This is a genomic window from Mesocryomonas fontinalis (genome assembly GCF_055730125.2).
The window spans coordinates 276,392-293,480 of record NZ_JBUZWG020000007.1 but is presented as its reverse complement, the minus strand read 5'-3'; the positions used below and the strand labels follow the sequence as shown (position 1 = coordinate 293,480).

Genomic DNA, 17,089 nt, shown 5'->3' with positions numbered 1-17,089 from the left:
AAGATAAGCCTGCTTAGTACCCGGCGCCGCGGTCGACGAGGTGCTTCAGCGGCTCGCCGCGCTCGAAGGCGTCCATCTGTGCAAGGATCAGCGGCACCAGCGCTTCCGCATCGGAGGATGCGGCCGCGTGCGGCGTCACGAAGACCCGCGGGTGCTTCCAGAGCGGGCTGGAGGCTGGCAGCGGCTCGGTCTCGAAGACGTCGAGCGAGGCCTCCATCAGCACCTTGTCATCCAGCGCCTTCAGGATGTCCGCATCCACCTGCAGGCCGCCGCGGCCGGCATTGATCAGCACCGGGCCGCCGATCGGCGTCTGCTGCTTCATCCTGGCGAACAGGCCAGCATTGAGAATGCCGCGGGTGTCCGGCGTGACCGGCAGCAGGACGACCACGATGTCGGAGATGGCGAGGAAGCCGTCGAGACCATCGTTGCCGTGAAAGCTGCTGACGTCAGCGACCTCTTTCGGCGAGCGCGACCAGCCGGCGATCCTGAACCCCAGCATGGACAGCTTCCGCGCCGCATCGGTGCCGAGTTCGCCAAGCCCCATGATGCCGACGGTGATATCCGATGCCGCCGGCTGCATCCGCTCGTTCCAATGGCCCGCCGCCTGCTGCGCGCGGTAGGTCGGCCCGCGCCGGAAATGGTCGAGCACCCGCCAGACGACGTACTCGCTCATCCGCGCGCTGAGGTCCGGGGCGACGATGCGGGCGATCGGCACGTCCGGCAGATGCGGGTCGGCGAGGACGTGGTCGACGCCGGCACCGAGCGAGAAGATCGCCTTGAGGTTCGGCAGCTTCTGCAGGATGCCGGCGGGCTGCTTCCAGACCACGGCATAGTCGATCGTGGCATCGTGCTCGCTCGCCGGCGACAGCACCACCGAGCGGCGCGGCGCGTGCCGGTTCAGGACGTGCAGCCAATGGTTCGGCTGAAAGCCGGTGACAGACAGGAGAATCGTCAATTCAGGTCCTCTGTGGGGCCGGTCAGCTGCGTTCCGGCAAGGTGGCAAGAAGGCTCGCCGCCCGGGCGCGGCCCTTGCGGGCGAACCAGTGGGTGCAGGCGATGAGGAAGCCGTTCTCGATCCGGCCCTCGTCCACCGCCTCGACCAGTGCGTCGACGCCGGCCGCGATCGGCCGGATGTCCTCGTGCTCCTCGGCCAGCCCCGCCGCGCTCGCCAGCGCCGACGCGTCGACGAGGGCGAGGAAGACGAAGGCATATTCGTCGGTGAGGCCGGGCGAGGGCAGCATGGTGAAGCAGCGTTCGACGCCGAGCGCGACGAGGCCGCTCTCCTCGCGCAGTTCCCGCACGGCCGCCGCCTCCGGCGCCTCGCCGTCGTCGACGAGGCCGGCGGGCAGTTCGAGCGCTGCGGCATTCGCCGTCTTCAGCGCGGCGCCGATGCGGAACTGGCGGATGATGACGATGCGGTCGAGGACGGGGTCGTAGGGAATGACGATGACCACCGAGCCGGTGGCGATCAGCTCCCGCCTGAGCGGCCCGATCTCGCTCTCCCCGTCGAGCGAGCGGTGCCGGAGCGTCACCGCCTCGAACGGGCGAAAGCCGTCGCAGAGACGCTCGCGGCGCTCGATGCTGACGGCGAGCGGCTGGTCGGACAGGGCATCGCGGTAGTGGCTGGTCATTGCGCGGCGATGTCCGTCGGTGCGGTGGCAATGTCGAAGGCGGCTGCCATCAGCGCCTTGGTGTAGTCGGTCTTCGGCCGCTCGAAGATCTCGGCCGCCGGCCCGCGCTCCATCACCTCGCCATTGCGCATGACGATCACCTCGTTGGCGAGCGCGCGGACGACCTTCAGGTCATGGCTGATGAAGAGATAGGCGAGGTCGTGCTTCTGCTGGAGGTTGCGCAGGAGATCGACCACCTGCGCCTGGACGCTCATGTCGAGCGCCGAGGTCGGCTCGTCCAGCATGACGAAGCGCGGGCTCAGCACCATGGCGCGGGCGATCGCCACGCGCTGGCGCTGGCCGCCGGAGAATTCGTGCGGATAGCGAAAGCGGGTCGCCGGGTCGAGCCCGACCTCGCTCAGCGCCGAGACGACGCGGGCGTCCCGCGCATCGGCCGACAGCTGCGGTTCGTGCACCTTCAGCCCTTCCGCGATGATGTCGGCGATCGACATGCGCGGCGACAGCGAGCCGAACGGGTCCTGGAAGACGATCTGGATGCGCTTGCGCAAGGGGCGCATGGCCTTGAACGAGCGCTGGTCCAGCCGCTCGCCCTCGAAACTGATCGCGCCCTTCGACGAGATCATCCGGCAGAGGGCGAGGCCGAGCGTCGTCTTGCCCGAGCCGGATTCGCCGACGACGCCCACCGTCTGGCCGGCGCGCAGGCTGATGTCGACGCCGTTGACCGCTTTGATGTGGTCGGTGGTCCGGCGCATGAAGCCGGTCTTCACCGGGAACCAGACCTTCAGCCCCTCGGCCGCCATGACCACGGGGGCGTTGAGGTTGGCCGGCGGCGGTGTGCCGCGCGGCTCGGCCGCGAGCAGATGCTTGGTGTAGTGGTGCTGCGGGTTGGCGAAGATCTCTTCGGTCGGGCCGGTCTCGACGATCTTGCCGTGGTACATCACGCAGACCCGGTCGGCGATCTTGCGGACGATGCCGAGGTCGTGGGTGATGAAAAGCATCGCCATGCGGCGCTTCTGCTGCTGGACCTTGAGCAGCTCGAGGATCTGGGCCTGCACGGTGACGTCGAGCGCCGTGGTCGGCTCATCGGCGATCAGGAGGTCCGGCTCGTTCGCCAAGGCCATCGCGATCATTACACGCTGGCGCTGGCCGCCGGACAGCTGGTGCGGATAGGCGTCGAGGCGCTTTTCCGGATCGCGGATGCCGACCTGGTGCAGCAGTTCGAGCGTCCGCCGGTTGGCCTCCTTGTCGGAGACGCCGCGGTGGATCTTCAGGACCTCGCCGACTTGCCGCTGGATGCTGTGCAGCGGGTTGAGCGAGGACATCGGCTCCTGGAAGATCATCGAGATCTTGTTGCCGCGGACCTTGCGAAGGTCGCGCTCGTCGTCGTCGATGAGGTTCTCGCCGCGGTAGAGCACGGCGCCGCCGGGATGGCTGGCGGAGGGATAGGGCAGCAGCTTCAGGATCGACAGCGCCGAGACCGACTTGCCCGAGCCGCTCTCGCCGACCAGCGCCAGCGTCTCGCCGGCCGCGATGTCGAAGGAGACGTCGTCGACGGCGAGCGTCGTCTTGCCGTTCTGGTGGAAGGCGACCTTCAGCCCCTGCACCGACAGCAGCGGACCCTCGGCATTAACGAGCGGCGCGGCGGAAGCAGGGCTCATGCGAAGGATCCCGTCAGGTTGGCGCGGTGGCTGTGTGCGGGGTGGCCATGGGCATGCGGTTTGGCCGGGGCTGCGTGGTCGTGCCCGGCGTGATCTTGCGCATGGCTGTGACCGGAATGGTCGTGACCCGAATGAGGATGGCTGGCATGGTTTTCGCCATGACGCGCGCCCGAACCGCCGCAGTCATGGCGGCCATCGGCGCAAGGCCCGCTCTCGATCTCGACGGTGGCGTGGTCGATAGCAAAACGTTCCGCCAGCGCCCGCTTCACCGCGCGCACCGTCTCGGTCGGGTCGGTGCCCTCGGTGATCCGGGCATGCAGGGTCGCCGCGCGGATCTTCGGCGTGATCGCCCAGACGTGGAAATGGTGGACGTCGACGATGCCGGCCACCGTCGTCTCGAGATGAGCGCCGACATCGGGCGCGGCGACGCCCTTCGGTGCGCCCTCGAGCAGGATGTGCCCGGAATCGCGGACGAGGCCCCAGGCATTGCCGAGGATCAGCAGCGAGACGAGCACCGAGAGGAGCGGGTCGATGGGCGTCCAGCCGGTCGACAGGATGACGAGCGAGGCGACGATCGCGGCGACCGAGCCGAGAAGATCGCCCATCACGTGCAGCAAGGCGCCGCGCAAGTTGAGATCCTCCTTGTCGCCGCCGTGCAGGACGAAGAAGGCGGCGATGTTGACGAGGAGGCCGCCGACGGCGACCACCAGCATCGGGCCACCGAGGACGGGCGACGGATTGTCGAGCCGGTGCCAGGCCTCGAGGATGATCAGGCCGGCGATGCCGAACAGGACGAGGCCGTTGGAGTAGGCGACGAGGATCTGGAAGCGGCCATAGCCATAGGTCTTGCTGGCATCGGCCGGCCGGCGCGACAGGCGGATGGCGAAGAAGGCGAGGGCGAGGCCGGCGAAGTCGACGAACATGTGCCCGGCATCGGCCAGCAGCGCCAGCGATCCGGAGATCACCCCGCCGGCGATCTCCGCCAGCATGAACCCGCCGGTGAGGGCTGCGGCCCAGAGCAGGCGCTTCTCGCTGGCATGGCCGGCATGATCGTGCCCGGCATGGCCGCCGGGGCCGTGATCGTGTCCGGCGTGGTCGTGGGAGGTCATGATGGGTCTTCCAATCGCGATGCCGCGTCGATTTCAATCCGGACGATGCCTTGAGGCGTCTTGAAGCGCCGGTCGGAACTGATGATGAACTTGCATCCGGAGAGTTCAGCCGTCGCGCAATGAATAGCGTCCATTCCCTTGCTGCCGAACTTCGCCCTCAGTTCAGCACTGCGCCGTAAGACAAGTCGATCAATTGGGACAACCAAAAGGACTTCGTCTCCTTCCAGAAACTGCTCGTAAAGCAATCGTAATTTCTGATCATTTGTACGAGCCGGTACGACCAGAGCCTCCGCCAATGTCAGTTCGCTTGTTACCAGGCGGAATCCTTCATTTTCAGCCCTGCGGAAAAGCAATATGAGCTCTTGTTCTCGACTTTCGATAAATCGGATGACCGCGTTGGAGTCGAGATACACCGGCCTCGGCATCAATCCCACTCATCCCGCCACTCGCGGACGCGGGCTACAGCCTCATCAACACTCGTGTTTCTATACGCTGCGATCCCAGCGAACTTCATATACCGCGGCACTTCTGCTTCGGCCGGAGTTTCAGTCCTGGCCTCCAGCGTGACGCGGACGACTTCTTCGGGGCCGAAATCGCCGCGGACCGCCTCTGGTAGATCGCTGACCGCGACATCCTCGGTCACCACTTTCCTCGCCTTGTCCATCTCCCTCTCCTCACCGGAAACTCTTGCGCGGATCGAAGGCGTCGCGCACGGCCTCGCCGACGAAGACCAGCAGCGAGAGCATCAGCGACAGTACCACGAAGCCGGAGATTCCGAGCCAGGGCGCCTGCAGGTTGTTCTTGCCCTGCGCGAGGAGCTCGCCGAGCGAGGGAGAGCCCGGGGGCAGGCCGAAGCCGAGGAAGTCGAGCGAGGTGAGGGTGGTGATCGAGCCGTTGAGGATGAACGGCAGGAAGGTCAGCGTCGCCACCATGGCGTTCGGCAGCAAATGCCGGACCATTATCGTCCAGTCGCCGACGCCAAGTGCCCGCGCCGCGTTCACGTACTCGAAATTGCGGGCGCGCAGGAACTCGGCGCGGACCACGCCGACGAAGGAGACCCAGGAGAACAGCAGCATGATGCCGAGAAGAATCCAGAAGCCCGGCGGCAGGATCGCGGCGATGATGAGGAGGAGGTAGAGCACCGGGATCGACGACCAGATCTCGATGAAGCGCTGGAACAGGAGGTCCACCCATCCCCCGAAATAGCCCTGCACCGCGCCGGCGGAGACGCCGATGACGGCCGACAGGCCGGTGAGGATCAGGCCGAACAGCACCGAGATGCGGAAGCCGTAGATCAGCCGCGCGGCGACGTCGCGGGCCTGGTCGTCGGTGCCGAGCCAGTTGGTGTTGCCGAGGACGCAGTTCGGATCGTCGACGCCCAGCGGATAGCGGGCGCAGCGCTCCTCCTTGGTGAAGGTCCAGGACGGGGCGGAGGGGGCGGGCGTCGGGATCTCGTTGTTCACCGTGCGGTACGAGTAGCGGATCGGCGGCCAGACCATCCAGCCGTTCGCGGTGATCTCCTCCTGCACGAAGGGGTCGCGGTAGTTGGTCACCGGCAGGAAGCCGCCGAAAACCTCTTCCGGATAGTCGACGAAGATCGGCGCGTAGTACTCGCCCTTGTACTCGATCAGCAGCGGCTTGTCGTTCGCGACGAACTCGGCACCGAGCGTGGCGAAGAACAGGAACAGGAAGATCCAGAACGACAAGACGCCGCGCCGGTTGGCCTTGAAGCTCTGAAGGCGCCGGGCGTTGAGCGGTGACAGCCGGCTGCGCGCGACCTGGGCGCCGGGCGCCATCTGGGCGATGCCCGCGGTATCGGCATTGGCATCCTCGCGCGCCTCGACGGCGGCGGGAACCGACGACTTGCCCTCGGTGTGGTCCTGGCGGGTCGTATCCATCTCAGACCTCCCGCTTCTCGAAATCGATGCGCGGGTCGATCCAGGTATAGGTGAGGTCGGATATCAAGGCGGTGACGAGGCCGATCAGCGAGAAGATGTAGAGGGTGGCGAAGACCACGGGGTAGTCGCGCTTGTAGATGCTCTCGAAGCCGAGCAGGCCGAGGCCGTCGAGCGAGAAGATCGTCTCGATCAGCAGCGAGCCGGCGAAGAAGGCCGAGATGAAGGCACCGGGGAAGCCGGCGACGATGATCAGCATCGCGTTGCGGAAGACGTGTCCGTAGAGGACCTTGTTCTCGGTGAGGCCCTTCGCCCGGGCGGTGGTCACGTACTGCTTGCGGATCTCGTCGAGGAAGGAGTTCTTCGTCAGGAGCGTCGTCGTCGCGAAGGCCGAGAGCGACAGCGCGATCAGCGGTAGCGTCAGGTGCCAGAAATAGTCGGCGATCCGCGCCGGCCAGGACAGCTCGCTCCAGTTTTCCGATGTCAGCCCCCGCAGCGGGAAGAGATCGTAGAACGAGCCGCCGGCAAACAGCACGATCAGAAGGATCGCGAACAGGAAGCCGGGAATGGCGTAGGCGACGATGATGACGCCGGAGGTCCAGACGTCGAAGGTCGAGCCGTCCTTCAGCGCCTTGCGGATGCCGAGCGGGATCGAGATGCCGTATGACAGGAGCGTAATCCAGAGGCCGAGCGAGATCGACACCGGCATCTTCTCGATGATGAGGTCGAGCACCGAGACCGAGCGGAAATAGCTCTCGCCGAACTGGAAGCGGCTGTAGTCCCAGATCATCTTGCCGAAGCGTTCGAGCGGCGGCTTGTCGAAGCCGAACTGCACCTCGAGCTTCTTGATGAAGGCGGGGTCGAGCCCCTGCGCGCCGCGGTAGCCGCTGTCGGTGCTGCCCTGGCCGCCGAAGTCGCTGGCGCCGCCGCCGATGCGGTCGGCGCCATTGCTGCCTTGGCCCTGAAGGTTGGCGATCACCTGCTCGACCGGGCCACCCGGCGCGAACTGGATGACCGCGAAGGAAATCGCCATGATCCCGAGCAAGGTCGGGATCATCAGCAGCAGCCGTCGGAGGATGTAGGCGCCCATAGGGTCTCGTCACCTTGGTGGGAGCCTCCGCCGGGAGAGCGGAAGCCGGTCGTCGTCTGACTTGGGACCTGTCAGGCCCGGCCGATGGCCTTCGCCTTGGCTTCGTCGAACCACCAGAGCGATTCGACGGGAAAGCCGAAGTCGGGTTTCTCCTCCTTGAATCCGAACATGTCCCAGTATGCAACTCGGTGCACCCCGGCGCTGATGTTCGGGAGCCAGTCGAGGCGGCTGCGCAGGACCCGGTCGAGGCAGCGCATGGCGAGCGTCATCTCCTCGCGGGTCTTTGCGCCACCGACCTTCTCGATCAGCGCGTCGACCGCCTTGTCGGCCATTCCCGGCAGATTATAGGAGCCGGGATAGTCGCGCGCCGCACTGCCGAAGAAGATCGACAGGCCCTCGCGCGTCTGCGTCGCGCCGAGGCTGAAGGCGGCCAGCACCATGTCGTAGTCGTAGCTGTTCTGCCGGTCGGTGTACTGCGCCTCGTCGACGAGGCGGAAGCTTGCATCGACGCCGAGCCGCCGCAGCGTATCGAAGAACTTGCCGTAGACGCGTTGCTGCTCGGCGCCGTTGATCATGTGCTCCAGCCGGAACACCTCGCCCTTGGCATTGACCAGGCGTCCATCCTGCTGCTTCCAGCCGGCGGCGGCAAAAAGCTGCGATGCCTCGCGCAGGAGCTTGCGGTCGTTGCCGCTGCCATCGCTGACCGGCTGCACCCAGACCTCGCCGAACACCTCCGGCATCAGGTCGGCGCGCAACGGCTCCAAGATCGCCAGCTCTTCCGGAGATGGCGCGCCGGTGGCGACGAAGTCCGAGCCCTCGAAGCAGGAGTTGGAATGGGTGCGCAGGCCGAAGAGGAGGTTGGCGTTGGTCCATTCGAAGTCGAAGCAGAGGTTGATCGCCCGCCGCACCCGGACATCCTGGAACCGCTCGCGCCGCTGGTTGAGCGCCCAGCACTGGAACTTCGGCCGCGTCTCCTCGGGAAACTCGCGCTTGACCACGCGCTTGGCCGCGACCGCCGGAAATTCGTATTCCGTCGCCCAGGCCCGGGTGGTGAACTCCTCGCGAAAGTCGATCTCGCCCTTCTTGAAGGCCTCGAGCGCCGGCTGCCGGTCGCGGAAGAAGTCGATGCGGATGGTCTGGAAGTGGTCGAGGCCGCGGGCGAAGGGGAGGTCCTTCGCCCAGTAGTCCGCCCGCTTCTCGTACTCGATGAACTGGCCGACCTTGAAGCGGCCGACGGTATAGGCGCCGCTGCCGGGAATTTCGGTGAGGTCGTTGGTCTCGAACGAGCGGTCCGCGAAGAAGGCCTTCGGCAGGATCGGAATGCCGAGCGCCTCCAGCGCCTCCTGCTGGGTCTGCTTGCCGGAGAAGACGATCTTCACCGTGCCTTCGTCGACCGCGACGACGTCGGTCACGGCTTTCAGGATCGTCATCAGCGCCGGATGGCCTTTCTCCTTGATCGTCAGATAGGAGAAGGCGACGTCCTCGGCGGTGACCGCCGCGCCGGTCGAGAATTTCGCCTCCGGCCGCAGGACGAAGGTGAAGCCGGTGCGGTCGGCCGAAAGACTGACGCTCGCTGCCAGCGCGCAGTACAGGCTGTCCGGCTCGTCCAGCGAGGAGACCATCAGCGCGTCGTAGAGCTTCTCGACGCGCGGCGGTGCGTTGCCGCGCAGCACGAAGGTGTTCAGCGTGTCGAAGGTCTGCGTCGACTGGTTGAACAGCCAGTTCGGCACCGAATAGTTGATCCGTCCACCCATCGGGGCGTCGACCGCGGCGTAGTCGAAGGCCTGGAAGTCGGGGCCGTATTTCAGGTCCCCGAAAGCCGAGACGCCGTGCAACGGAGTTTCCGTCGGCGTCGCGGCAAAGGCGAGGCGCGGCAAGGCCGCGGATGCGCCGGCCGCCACCAGCAGCTGGCCGAAACGGCGGCGCGTCAGACCGAGTGCCGTGCTCATCGCGCCGCCGGGATCTTGGCGGCCTTCGCCTGATCGTACCACCAGACCTGTGGCCAGCCGACGCTGTATTCCGGCAGCTTCTCGGGATGCGAGAAGCGGTCCCACATGGCGATCCGCTGGTCCTTCGGCACGTAGGAGGGGATGATGTACTGGTTGGCCAGCAGCACCCGGTCGAGCGCATGGGTCGCGGCGATCAGCGTCGGCCGGTCCTTCGCCTGCACCACCTCGCGCACCAGCGCGTCGACCGCCGGGTTCTTGATGCCGGCATAGTTCTGCGAGGCCGGCTTGTCGGCGGCCGCCGCGCTGAAATAGTCGTACTGCTCGTTGCCCGGCGACAGCGACTGCGCCTGCCCGCCGTAGATCATGTCGTAATCGCGGCCGCGAACCCGGTTCACGTACTGCGAGGGATCGACGGTGCGGATGCGCATCTCGATGCCGATCCGCTTCAAGCTGTCCTGGTACTGGGTGACGACACCCTCCAGCGCCGGCCCGTTCAGCAGCACCTCGAAGGACAGCGGCGCGCCGGTCTTCACCTCGACCATGCGGCCGCCCTTCTGCTCGTAGCCCGCCTGCTTCAGAAGGCCGACGGCGGCACGCAGATTGTCGCGGATCTTGGCGTTGTCGCCGGCGACCGGGTTGGCGTAGGGCGCGGTGAAGACGCTGTCGGGGATCTGACCCCGCAGCGGCTCGAGGAAGGCAAGCTCGTCAGCGCCGGGCACGCCCGAGGAGGCGAGCTCGGTGTTGAAGAAGAAGGAGTTCGGGCGGACGTATTCGCCAAAAAACAGCGTGCGCTGCATCGTCTCGAAGTCGAAGGCGAGGTTCAACGCCTTGCGCACGTTGATGTCCTGGAACACCGGACGGCGCAGGTTCGGGATGAAGCCGACCATCAGACCGGCGGTGCGATAGGGGTTCTCGTAGCGCGTCTTGGTCACGAAGCCGTCCCGCGCCGCCGGGAAGTCGTAGCCCGAGGCCCAGCGCGCGGCCTTGTTTTCCAGCCAATAGTCGAACTGGTTGCCCTTGAACGCCTCGAAGGCGACGGTGTCGTCGCGGAAGTAGATGTACTCGATCCGGTCGAAATTGTTCTGCCCGACATTCACCGGCAGCGCCGCGCCCCAGTAGTCGGGAACCCGGACATAGCTGATGCCGCGACCGGTCGAGACGCTGTCGACCTTGTAGGGTCCCGATCCCAGCGGCGGCTCGAGCGTCGTCTCGGTGATGTCGCGCGGCTGCCCGGCGGCGTTCTTGCCGGTCCACCAGTGCTTCGGCAGGACGATCAGCTGGCCGACGATGTTCGGCAGCTCGCGGTTGTTCTTCTCGTCGAAGGTGAAGGTCACCTCGCGCTCGCCGGTCGCCGCCGCCGACTGGACGTGGCGGTAATAGAAGCCCTGGCTCGGATTGACCTCCTTCAGCGTCTCGAAGGTCCAGATCACGTCGTCGGTGGTGATCGGCGTGCCGTCGTGCCACTTCGCCGAAGGGTTCAGACGGTAGGTCACCGAGGAGTAGTCGGCGGGATAGGAAATGGCGTCGGCGATCAGCCCGTAATTCGTCGAGCTCTCGTCGCTCGAGGGCGCCATCAGCGTCTCGTAGACGAGGGTGATGCCCTCGGCGACGTCGCCCTTGGAGAGGATCGGGTTCAGGCTGTCGAAGCTGCCGCTGCCGTCGAGCCGCACGGTGCCGCCTTTCGGGGCATCCGGGTTGACGTAGTCGAAATGCGGGAAGCCTTGCTTGTACTTCGGCTCGCCGATGAGGCTGGTACCGTTCCGCCAGTCGTGCGTCGCGGCCGCGGCAGGTGGGGCCGGGGCGATCTTCTCCGGCGTGTTCTCCAGCTTGTTCTCGGGTGCGTTGGCACCGGCGGCCGCAGCGGAACCTTGGTCCTGCGCCAGGCTGCCCGAGGGGGCAAGCGTTCCGAGGAGGCTGGCGAGAAGCAGAGCGCGGGCGGATCGCGAGAGCAGCGTCAAATAAGACCTCCGGTGCGGCAGACAGGTATTTTCCACCGTCGGGGCGGTTTGTGGCCTTCGTTCGGCGCGAGCGGCGCATGACGAAAGTTTCACCCGGCTGAAGCCCGCGGCAGCATCAGCCTTTTCATGCAGGCCCCGGTCCCACAAGTCAAAACTCCGGCAGCTTCGGCCCGCTTCCAGGGGCCCCCGCCCATAACAAAAAAGCCCCGGCGCGGGCCGGGGCTTCTGAAGGTCTGTAGCAACCGTCGATGCTGCTTACTTCGGGTTGCCGCTTTCGTCGAAGCTCGCGAGGTAGGCCAGCACGTTGGCGATGTCTTCCGGCTTCTTCAGGCCGGGGAAGGCCATCTTGGTGCCGGCGACGAGGCCCTTCGGGTTGGCCAGCCACTGTGTCAGCAGCTCCGGCGTCCAGACCGGGTTGGTGCCGGCGAAGGCCTTCAGTGCCGGCGAGAAGCTGTAGCCTTCGACGCCGGCGACAGCCTCGCCGATGATGCCGTTCAGCTCCGGGCCGACCTTGTTGGCAGCGCCCGCGCCGACGGCGTGGCAGGCCTGGCACTTCTTGAAGACGTTGGCGCCGGCCTTGGCGTCTCCCGCGGAAGCGGTCTGCGTCGCGGCAGGAGCCGCCGGGGCGGCTGCACCCTGCTGGGCGGGAGCGGCAGCCGGTGCGGCCGGGGCCGGGGCAGCAGGTGCGGCAGGGGCAGCGGGCGCTGCTGCAGGGGCCATGGCAGGCGCGCCGGCAGGAGCCGGTGCAGCCGGCGCCGGCGTGGCGGGCGGGGTCGCCGGCGAAGCAGGCTCAGGCGTCGAGGTTGCCGGAGCCGCTGCGGCTGGTGCAGGGGCCGCGGCTGCGGCGGCCGGCGGGGCGGCATCGGCGGTGGGGGCGGAACCGTCGGCTGCGGGCGCCGCAGCGGCATCAGCCGGCGCGGCCGCAGCCGGATCCGGCAAGGCTGCCGGGCTGGCGGCGAGGGTCCGGAGGTAGGCGATCAGGTCGGCGCGGCCCTGCGGGTCCTTCAGGCCGGCAAAGCCCATCGCGGTGCCCGGCACGTACTGCTTCGGTCCCTTGATGAAGTGGTAGAGGTGATCGTAGTCCCAGTTGACCGAGCTGCCCTTCGAGAAGTCCTTCATGCCGGCCGAATAGGAGAAGTCGCCGATCGAAGCGACCGGGCGGTTGACCACGTCCCAGAGATGCGGGCCGACCTTGTTCGGGCCACCTTCTTCGCCGCTGTGGCAGGCCTGGCACTTCTTGAACTCGGCCGCGCCCTTCTCGGGATTGGCGGAGGCGAGCAGCGTCGCGATCGGTGGATCCTCCGCGACGGCGGCTGCGCTCTCTCCGGCCGCCGGGGCTTCGGCCGCGACGATCGTGTAGCCCGCCGTTTCCGGCGTCTCGGAATGATAGATGCCGCCCGCGAGCAGGCTTCCGCCGAAAACGAGGAAGACCGTCGCCAGAACGGCGCCGGCAATCTTGTTGAACTCAAACGAATCCATGGACAGAGCGGCTCCCGGGTCGATGAGGCCGTCTGTTGCGGCCGTTTTGGCACTGAGCAGAAGACGCGTGAGACCCGGTCTTTTGCGGATTGAGGGCAACATCTGTAGAAGGCGCTGCGAAGCAACCTTTTGACACTCCGGTGCCGATCATTCAATCCGCTCCTTAGCATCTTTCCAAGTTTCGCCGTCATCCATGTTTCCCAGGGCCCCATGTCCATCCTGATCCTGATCCCGGCCCGCATGGCCTCCACCCGCCTGCCGGGAAAGCCGCTCGCCGACATCGCCGGCCGGCCGATGATCGTCCGGGTCGCCGAACGTGCCGCGGCCGCCGGCATGGGACGGGTCGTGGTGGCGACCGACACCGAGGCCGTGCGCGCGGCGGTGACCTCGGCGGGCTTCGAGGCGGTGATGACGCGCGCCGACCATCCGTCGGGCTCGGACCGGATCTTCGAGGCGCTGACGCGCCTTGACCCAGACGGCTCGGTCGAGACCGTGATCAACCTCCAGGGCGACCTGCCGACGATCGAGCCGGAGGCGGTCCGCCAGGTGCTGGCGCCGTTCGAGGATCCGCGCTGCGACATCGCGACGCTGGCGGTCGAGATCCGGTCGCAAGCCGACCGCGTCAACCCGAACATCGTCAAGCTGGTGGGGTCGCCGATCGCGCCGACGCGGCTGCACGCACTCTACTTCACCCGCGCGACCGCCCCCTGGGGCGAGGGGCCGCTCTACCACCACGTCGGCATCTACGCCTATCGCCGTGCGGCGCTGGCGCGCTTCGTCGCGCTGCCGCCCTCGACCCTCGAGAGCCGCGAGCGGCTGGAGCAGCTGCGGGCGCTCGAAGCCGGCATGCGGATCGACGCCGAGATCGTCGACACGGTTCCGCTCGGCGTCGACGCGCCGGAGGACCTCGAGCAGGCCCGCCTTCACTATCAGGCCAACGCTGGAGCTGCCCGATGAGCCGCAACAACCTCATCGCCTTCCAGGGCGAGGCCGGCGCCAACTCCGATACCGCTTGCCGCAACATGTTTCCCGACCGGGTGCCGCTGCCGTGCCCGTCCTTCGAGGATGCGTTCGCCGCCGTCACCAACGGCGAGGCGGATCTCGCCATGATTCCGATCGAGAACTCGATCGCCGGCCGGGTCGCCGACATCCACCACCTGCTGCCGATCTCGGGCCTCAAGATCGTCGGGGAGTACTTCCTGCCGATCCGCTTCCAGCTAATGGTGCTGCCGGGCGTGTCGCTCAGCGAGATCCGCAGCGTCCACAGCCATATTCATGCGCTCGGCCAGTGCCGCGCCATCATCCGCTCGCATGGCTGGAAGCCCATCGTCGCCGGCGATACGGCAGGCGCGGCGCGGATTATCTCGGAGGCCGGCGACCGGAGCGCGGCGGCGCTGGCGCCCCGCCTTGCGGCCGAGCTCTACGGGCTCGAGATCGCCGAGGAGAACGTCGAGGACGCCGACAACAACATGACCCGCTTCGTCGTGCTGTCGCGGCCGGGCCCGGAAGAGGACGCCCTCTGGACGGCACGAGACGCCGGCGGCGCGCCCGTCAGCCGCAACGTCGTCACCACCTTCGTCTTCCGGGTGCGCAACATTCCGGCGGCGCTCTACAAGGCGCTCGGCGGGTTCGCCACCAACGGCGTCAATATGACCAAGCTCGAGAGCTACCAGATCGGCGGCAGCTTCTCGGCGACGCAGTTCTACGCCGACATCGAAGGCCATCCGCACGATCCGGCCGTTTCGCGGGCGCTGGCGGAGCTCGCCTTCTTCTCAGCCGAGCTTGCCGTCGTCGGCGTCTACCCCGCGGCCCCCGACCGCCAGCAGTTTTTGACGCCGGCGGAATAGCCTCCGTCGGAAAATCGGCAAGTCGACTGAGCAGGCTCAGTCGACGAGGTCGACGAAGGCCTGCACCAGATGGTGCGCGATGGCGAAGGGTTTGGGCGCGGTGAGGCCGTCGGGATGCGTCTCGGCGATCATCGCCCGGACCTCGTCGCGGCCGAACCAGCGGCAGTCCTCGAGTTCCACCGTGTCGAAGCTGATCTCGGTCGAGGCGGCGAGCGCCATGCAGCCGATCATCAGCGATCCCGGGAAGGGCCAGGGCTGCGAGGAGTGGTATCGGACCTCGCCGACGGCAATTCCGGCCTCCTCCATCGTCTCGCGGCGCACCGCCTGTTCCAGCGTCTCGCCGGGCTCGATGAAGCCGGCGAGGCAGGACCACATCTTCTCGGGAAAACGCGGCGAGCGGCCGAGCAGGCAGCGACCGGCGCCGTCGTGGATCAGCATGATCGACACCGGATCGGTGCGCGGGAACTGCACGTCGTCGCAGCCGGGGCAGCGCCGCCGGTAACCGGCGGCATCGGCGAGCGTCGGCGTCCCGCACTTGCCGCAGAACCGGTTGCGCCCATGCCAGTTCAGGAGATGCTCGGCCTGTCCGAGCTGGCTTTCGGTGTCGGCGTCGAGCAGGCGTCCGGAAGCCAGCGCCCGCAGCGGCTCGGCCCGGATGCCAGTCTCCTCCTCCGGCGGCAAGGTGACGGCCATTGCGGCAAGGCGCGGCCCTAGCCCGTCGGGATCGTGGCCGAGAAGGACGATGTCGCCATCGCCCGCCAGCGCCAGGGCAGCGGCGGTGTCGAAGCTCGGATCTGCGCTACTGGCATCGCCGCGGCAGAGCCAGCGGCCCTCGTGCATCAGGTAGACCCGGGCCAGCGGATCGGCGAGCGCGTTCGCCAGCGTGTCCGACAGACGGTTCTCGCCATCGCGGACGAGGCGGTTGCCGGCAAAGCCGAGCGGCACGGTGCCCTCGGCCCTCATGGCGCGAGTACCCCCTCGCGGATCGTTCGCACGAACGCCTCGGCCGCATCCTCGGCGTAGGGAACGGCGGTGCCGACACCCCAGACCGGGCCGGGCCAGGCCGTATCGCCGACCCGCCGCGCGATGACGTGCATGTGCAGCATCGGCACGACATTTCCGAGCGCGCCGAGGTTCAGCTTGTCGGCCATCACCGTCTCCTTCAGGCATTTGGCGACGAGCGCGGTTTCGAAAGCCAGCATCGTCTGGTCGAGCGGGCTGAGGTCGTGCACCTCGGTGATGCCGTGGCGCTTCGGCACGAGGATCAGCCAGGGCCAGCGGCTGTCGTTCATCAGCCGGAGGTCGCAGAGACCGAGCGGCGTGACGGCCAGCGTGTCACGGGCGAGCCGGGGGTCGAGTTCGAAGCCGCGCATGGGGGATCCGTCGGAGGAGAAGGAGATGTCCACCATCTAGAGTCTCCTGGCGAAAAGGGGAATCGGTCTTCGCTGCAAAACATCAGGCGCCTGGGGGAAGCGTGCCGTCGGGGAGGGGCCAACGCCTCGATCTTGGCGAAGGCCGGATGCGGGTCTTGCGTTTCGACGGCAAAAGCGCGATATGAGCGCCGGGAGGTTGGTGGTGGACGAGCCACTCGCCAACCGGGTCAGATCCGGAAGGAAGCAGCCCCAACGAGCACGGCACGGGTCATCGTGCCAGCCTCCCACCTTTTCCCTCTTCCCGCGATAATATCCTGCCGCGATCCGGGCCGGTCCTTTCAGGGCCGCGGCCCTTGGGATCGTGGTTTTTCCGCGTGTCACGAGATCCGCAGCAGGACGGGCAGGATGCCGGTCTGCTGCAGCGTTTCCACCACCTCGAAGGCCGGTATGGCGACGAAGAACACCATCCCGTCGGTCAGCGTCCGGTAGACCAGGCGCGTGCGCACGGTCAGCTCGGTCTTGTCGCGAAACTGGCTGAAGCGCGGAAAGAACCGCGGAACCGCGTCGAGATAGGCCTGGTAGGCCGGACCGAACTGCACCGACAGATACTGCTCCTCCCGGCGGATGACGATGAGAAAGCTTGCGATGCAGGCGACGAGGAAGATCAGCGCCAGCAGAACGCTGCCGGTCTGCGCGCCGACACCCGCCGCCGCGATCGAGGAAAACACGTAAAGCGGGTTGCGGGTGATCGAGTAGGGCCCGGTCGAGACAATCTCCGAAGCCTTGCGGCCGCCGATATAGAGCGTGCACCAGATCCGGCCGAGAATGCCGACGACGATCAGGCCGCGGCCGATGGCCTCGACATATTCGTGGAACTGTCCGTCCGAACTCGAGCGCACCACCAGCAGCAGCAGGAAGGCGATGCCGATCAGAATGGCGAGCGCCAGTCGGCGGAAGGACTGGTATCGTGACAACGCCATGGAACGCTCCTGGGGGACATGCGCCCCCCCGGCGGAGGTCTGCATCGGTAAATCGTCTGCGGCGCGCGTTGCAGCGAAGGCTGTTGCGGCGTAGCGGGGCAGATGCGCGGAACTCATGGC

15 protein-coding genes, 1 other RNA gene and 1 pseudogene are annotated in these 17,089 nt (G+C 67.0%); 3 read left to right on the top strand and 14 right to left on the bottom strand.

Annotation, left to right across the window (positions count from 1 at the left end; translation table 11 throughout):
- Window positions 1-13 precede the first annotated feature (13 nt).
- The 11 genes and pseudogenes from ACZL02_RS18280 to ACZL02_RS18230 all read right to left on the bottom strand — a co-directional run.
- Window positions 14-955 (bottom strand): 2-hydroxyacid dehydrogenase, encoded by a 942-nt coding sequence (locus ACZL02_RS18280; RefSeq protein ID WP_472940315.1) that lies wholly within the window; start codon window positions 953-955, stop codon window positions 14-16.
- Window positions 956-977: 22 nt separating this feature from the next.
- Complete coding sequence (locus tag ACZL02_RS18275; RefSeq protein ID WP_472940314.1) at window positions 978-1,631, bottom strand: NUDIX domain-containing protein; 654 nt, start codon at window positions 1,629-1,631, stop codon at window positions 978-980.
- Window positions 1,628-3,289 (bottom strand): ABC transporter ATP-binding protein, encoded by a 1,662-nt coding sequence (locus tag ACZL02_RS18270; RefSeq protein ID WP_472940313.1) that lies wholly within the window; start codon window positions 3,287-3,289, stop codon window positions 1,628-1,630. The genes ACZL02_RS18275 and ACZL02_RS18270 overlap by 4 nt, the downstream gene beginning before the upstream one ends.
- The gene (locus ACZL02_RS18265) at window positions 3,286-4,398 is read right to left on the bottom strand and encodes a cation diffusion facilitator family transporter (protein ID WP_472940312.1); all 1,113 of its coding nucleotides are present in this window, start codon (window positions 4,396-4,398) and stop codon (window positions 3,286-3,288) included. Before ACZL02_RS18265 ends, ACZL02_RS18270 begins: the two co-directional genes overlap by 4 nt.
- Window positions 4,395-4,811 (bottom strand): type II toxin-antitoxin system VapC family toxin, encoded by a 417-nt coding sequence (locus ACZL02_RS18260; RefSeq protein WP_472940311.1) that lies wholly within the window; start codon window positions 4,809-4,811, stop codon window positions 4,395-4,397. The genes ACZL02_RS18265 and ACZL02_RS18260 overlap by 4 nt, the downstream gene beginning before the upstream one ends.
- Window positions 4,812-4,822: 11 nt before the next feature.
- Entirely contained in the window at window positions 4,823-5,062 is a 240-nt protein-coding gene (locus ACZL02_RS18255; protein WP_472940310.1) for a hypothetical protein, read from the bottom strand.
- Between the two features lie 10 nt (window positions 5,063-5,072).
- The gene (locus tag ACZL02_RS18250; protein ID WP_472940379.1) at window positions 5,073-6,194 is read right to left on the bottom strand and encodes an ABC transporter permease; all 1,122 of its coding nucleotides are present in this window, start codon (window positions 6,192-6,194) and stop codon (window positions 5,073-5,075) included.
- 103 nt (window positions 6,195-6,297) lie between these two features.
- Window positions 6,298-7,383, bottom strand: coding sequence for a microcin C ABC transporter permease YejB (locus ACZL02_RS18245; protein WP_472940309.1), 1,086 nt, complete (start codon window positions 7,381-7,383; stop codon window positions 6,298-6,300).
- A gap of 71 nt (window positions 7,384-7,454) precedes the next feature.
- The gene (locus ACZL02_RS18240; protein WP_472940308.1) at window positions 7,455-9,332 is read right to left on the bottom strand and encodes an extracellular solute-binding protein; all 1,878 of its coding nucleotides are present in this window, start codon (window positions 9,330-9,332) and stop codon (window positions 7,455-7,457) included.
- Window positions 9,329-11,290, bottom strand: coding sequence for an extracellular solute-binding protein (locus tag ACZL02_RS18235; RefSeq protein WP_472940307.1), 1,962 nt, complete (start codon window positions 11,288-11,290; stop codon window positions 9,329-9,331). The genes ACZL02_RS18240 and ACZL02_RS18235 overlap by 4 nt, the downstream gene beginning before the upstream one ends.
- Before the next feature lie 708 nt (window positions 11,291-11,998).
- Window positions 11,999-12,769: pseudogene (locus ACZL02_RS18230) on the bottom strand (c-type cytochrome); the annotation flags it as partial.
- A gap of 210 nt (window positions 12,770-12,979) precedes the next feature.
- On the opposite strand from ACZL02_RS18230, the gene ACZL02_RS18225 reads away from it, so the two are divergent.
- Both ACZL02_RS18225 and ACZL02_RS18220 read left to right on the top strand, forming a co-directional pair.
- Entirely contained in the window at window positions 12,980-13,726 is a 747-nt protein-coding gene (locus ACZL02_RS18225) for a 3-deoxy-manno-octulosonate cytidylyltransferase (protein WP_472940306.1), read from the top strand.
- Complete coding sequence (locus tag ACZL02_RS18220; RefSeq protein ID WP_472940305.1) at window positions 13,723-14,616, top strand: prephenate dehydratase; 894 nt, start codon at window positions 13,723-13,725, stop codon at window positions 14,614-14,616. The genes ACZL02_RS18225 and ACZL02_RS18220 overlap by 4 nt, the downstream gene beginning before the upstream one ends.
- Before the next feature lie 36 nt (window positions 14,617-14,652).
- On the opposite strand, the gene nudC is transcribed toward ACZL02_RS18220, so the two are convergent.
- Both nudC and ACZL02_RS18210 read right to left on the bottom strand, forming a co-directional pair.
- Window positions 14,653-15,579, bottom strand: a complete 927-nt coding sequence (gene nudC, locus ACZL02_RS18215; RefSeq protein WP_472940304.1) for an NAD(+) diphosphatase — start codon at window positions 15,577-15,579, stop codon at window positions 14,653-14,655.
- Complete coding sequence (locus ACZL02_RS18210) at window positions 15,576-15,989, bottom strand: HIT domain-containing protein (RefSeq protein ID WP_472940378.1); 414 nt, start codon at window positions 15,987-15,989, stop codon at window positions 15,576-15,578. The genes nudC and ACZL02_RS18210 overlap by 4 nt, the downstream gene beginning before the upstream one ends.
- A 191-nt stretch (window positions 15,990-16,180) precedes the next feature.
- On the opposite strand from ACZL02_RS18210, the gene ffs reads away from it, so the two are divergent.
- Window positions 16,181-16,277, top strand: an RNA gene (gene ffs / locus ACZL02_RS18205) — signal recognition particle sRNA small type.
- A gap of 89 nt (window positions 16,278-16,366) precedes the next feature.
- On the opposite strand, the gene ACZL02_RS18200 is transcribed toward ffs, so the two are convergent.
- Entirely contained in the window at window positions 16,367-16,969 is a 603-nt protein-coding gene (locus ACZL02_RS18200; protein ID WP_472940303.1) for a methyltransferase family protein, read from the bottom strand.
- Between the last annotated feature and the right edge of the window lie 120 nt (window positions 16,970-17,089).

Coding starts and splice junctions, on each gene's coding strand:
- ACZL02_RS18275 (WP_472940314.1), bottom strand. CDS start 1,631: ATGACCAGCCACTACCGCGATGCCCTGTCCGACCAGCCGCTCGCCGTC.
- ACZL02_RS18270 (WP_472940313.1), bottom strand. CDS start 3,289: ATGAGCCCTGCTTCCGCCGCGCCGCTCGTTAATGCCGAGGGTCCGCTG.
- ACZL02_RS18265 (WP_472940312.1), bottom strand. CDS start 4,398: ATGACCTCCCACGACCACGCCGGACACGATCACGGCCCCGGCGGCCAT.
- ACZL02_RS18255 (WP_472940310.1), bottom strand. CDS start 5,062: ATGGACAAGGCGAGGAAAGTGGTGACCGAGGATGTCGCGGTCAGCGAT.
- ACZL02_RS18250 (WP_472940379.1), bottom strand. CDS start 6,194: ATGGCGCCCGGCGCCCAGGTCGCGCGCAGCCGGCTGTCACCGCTCAAC.
- ACZL02_RS18245 (WP_472940309.1), bottom strand. CDS start 7,383: ATGGGCGCCTACATCCTCCGACGGCTGCTGCTGATGATCCCGACCTTG.
- ACZL02_RS18240 (WP_472940308.1), bottom strand. CDS start 9,332: ATGAGCACGGCACTCGGTCTGACGCGCCGCCGTTTCGGCCAGCTGCTG.
- ACZL02_RS18225 (WP_472940306.1), top strand. CDS start 12,980: ATGTCCATCCTGATCCTGATCCCGGCCCGCATGGCCTCCACCCGCCTG.
- ACZL02_RS18220 (WP_472940305.1), top strand. CDS start 13,723: ATGAGCCGCAACAACCTCATCGCCTTCCAGGGCGAGGCCGGCGCCAAC.
- nudC (WP_472940304.1), bottom strand. CDS start 15,579: ATGAGGGCCGAGGGCACCGTGCCGCTCGGCTTTGCCGGCAACCGCCTC.
- ACZL02_RS18210 (WP_472940378.1), bottom strand. CDS start 15,989: ATGCGCGGCTTCGAACTCGACCCCCGGCTCGCCCGTGACACGCTGGCC.
- ACZL02_RS18200 (WP_472940303.1), bottom strand. CDS start 16,969: ATGGCGTTGTCACGATACCAGTCCTTCCGCCGACTGGCGCTCGCCATT.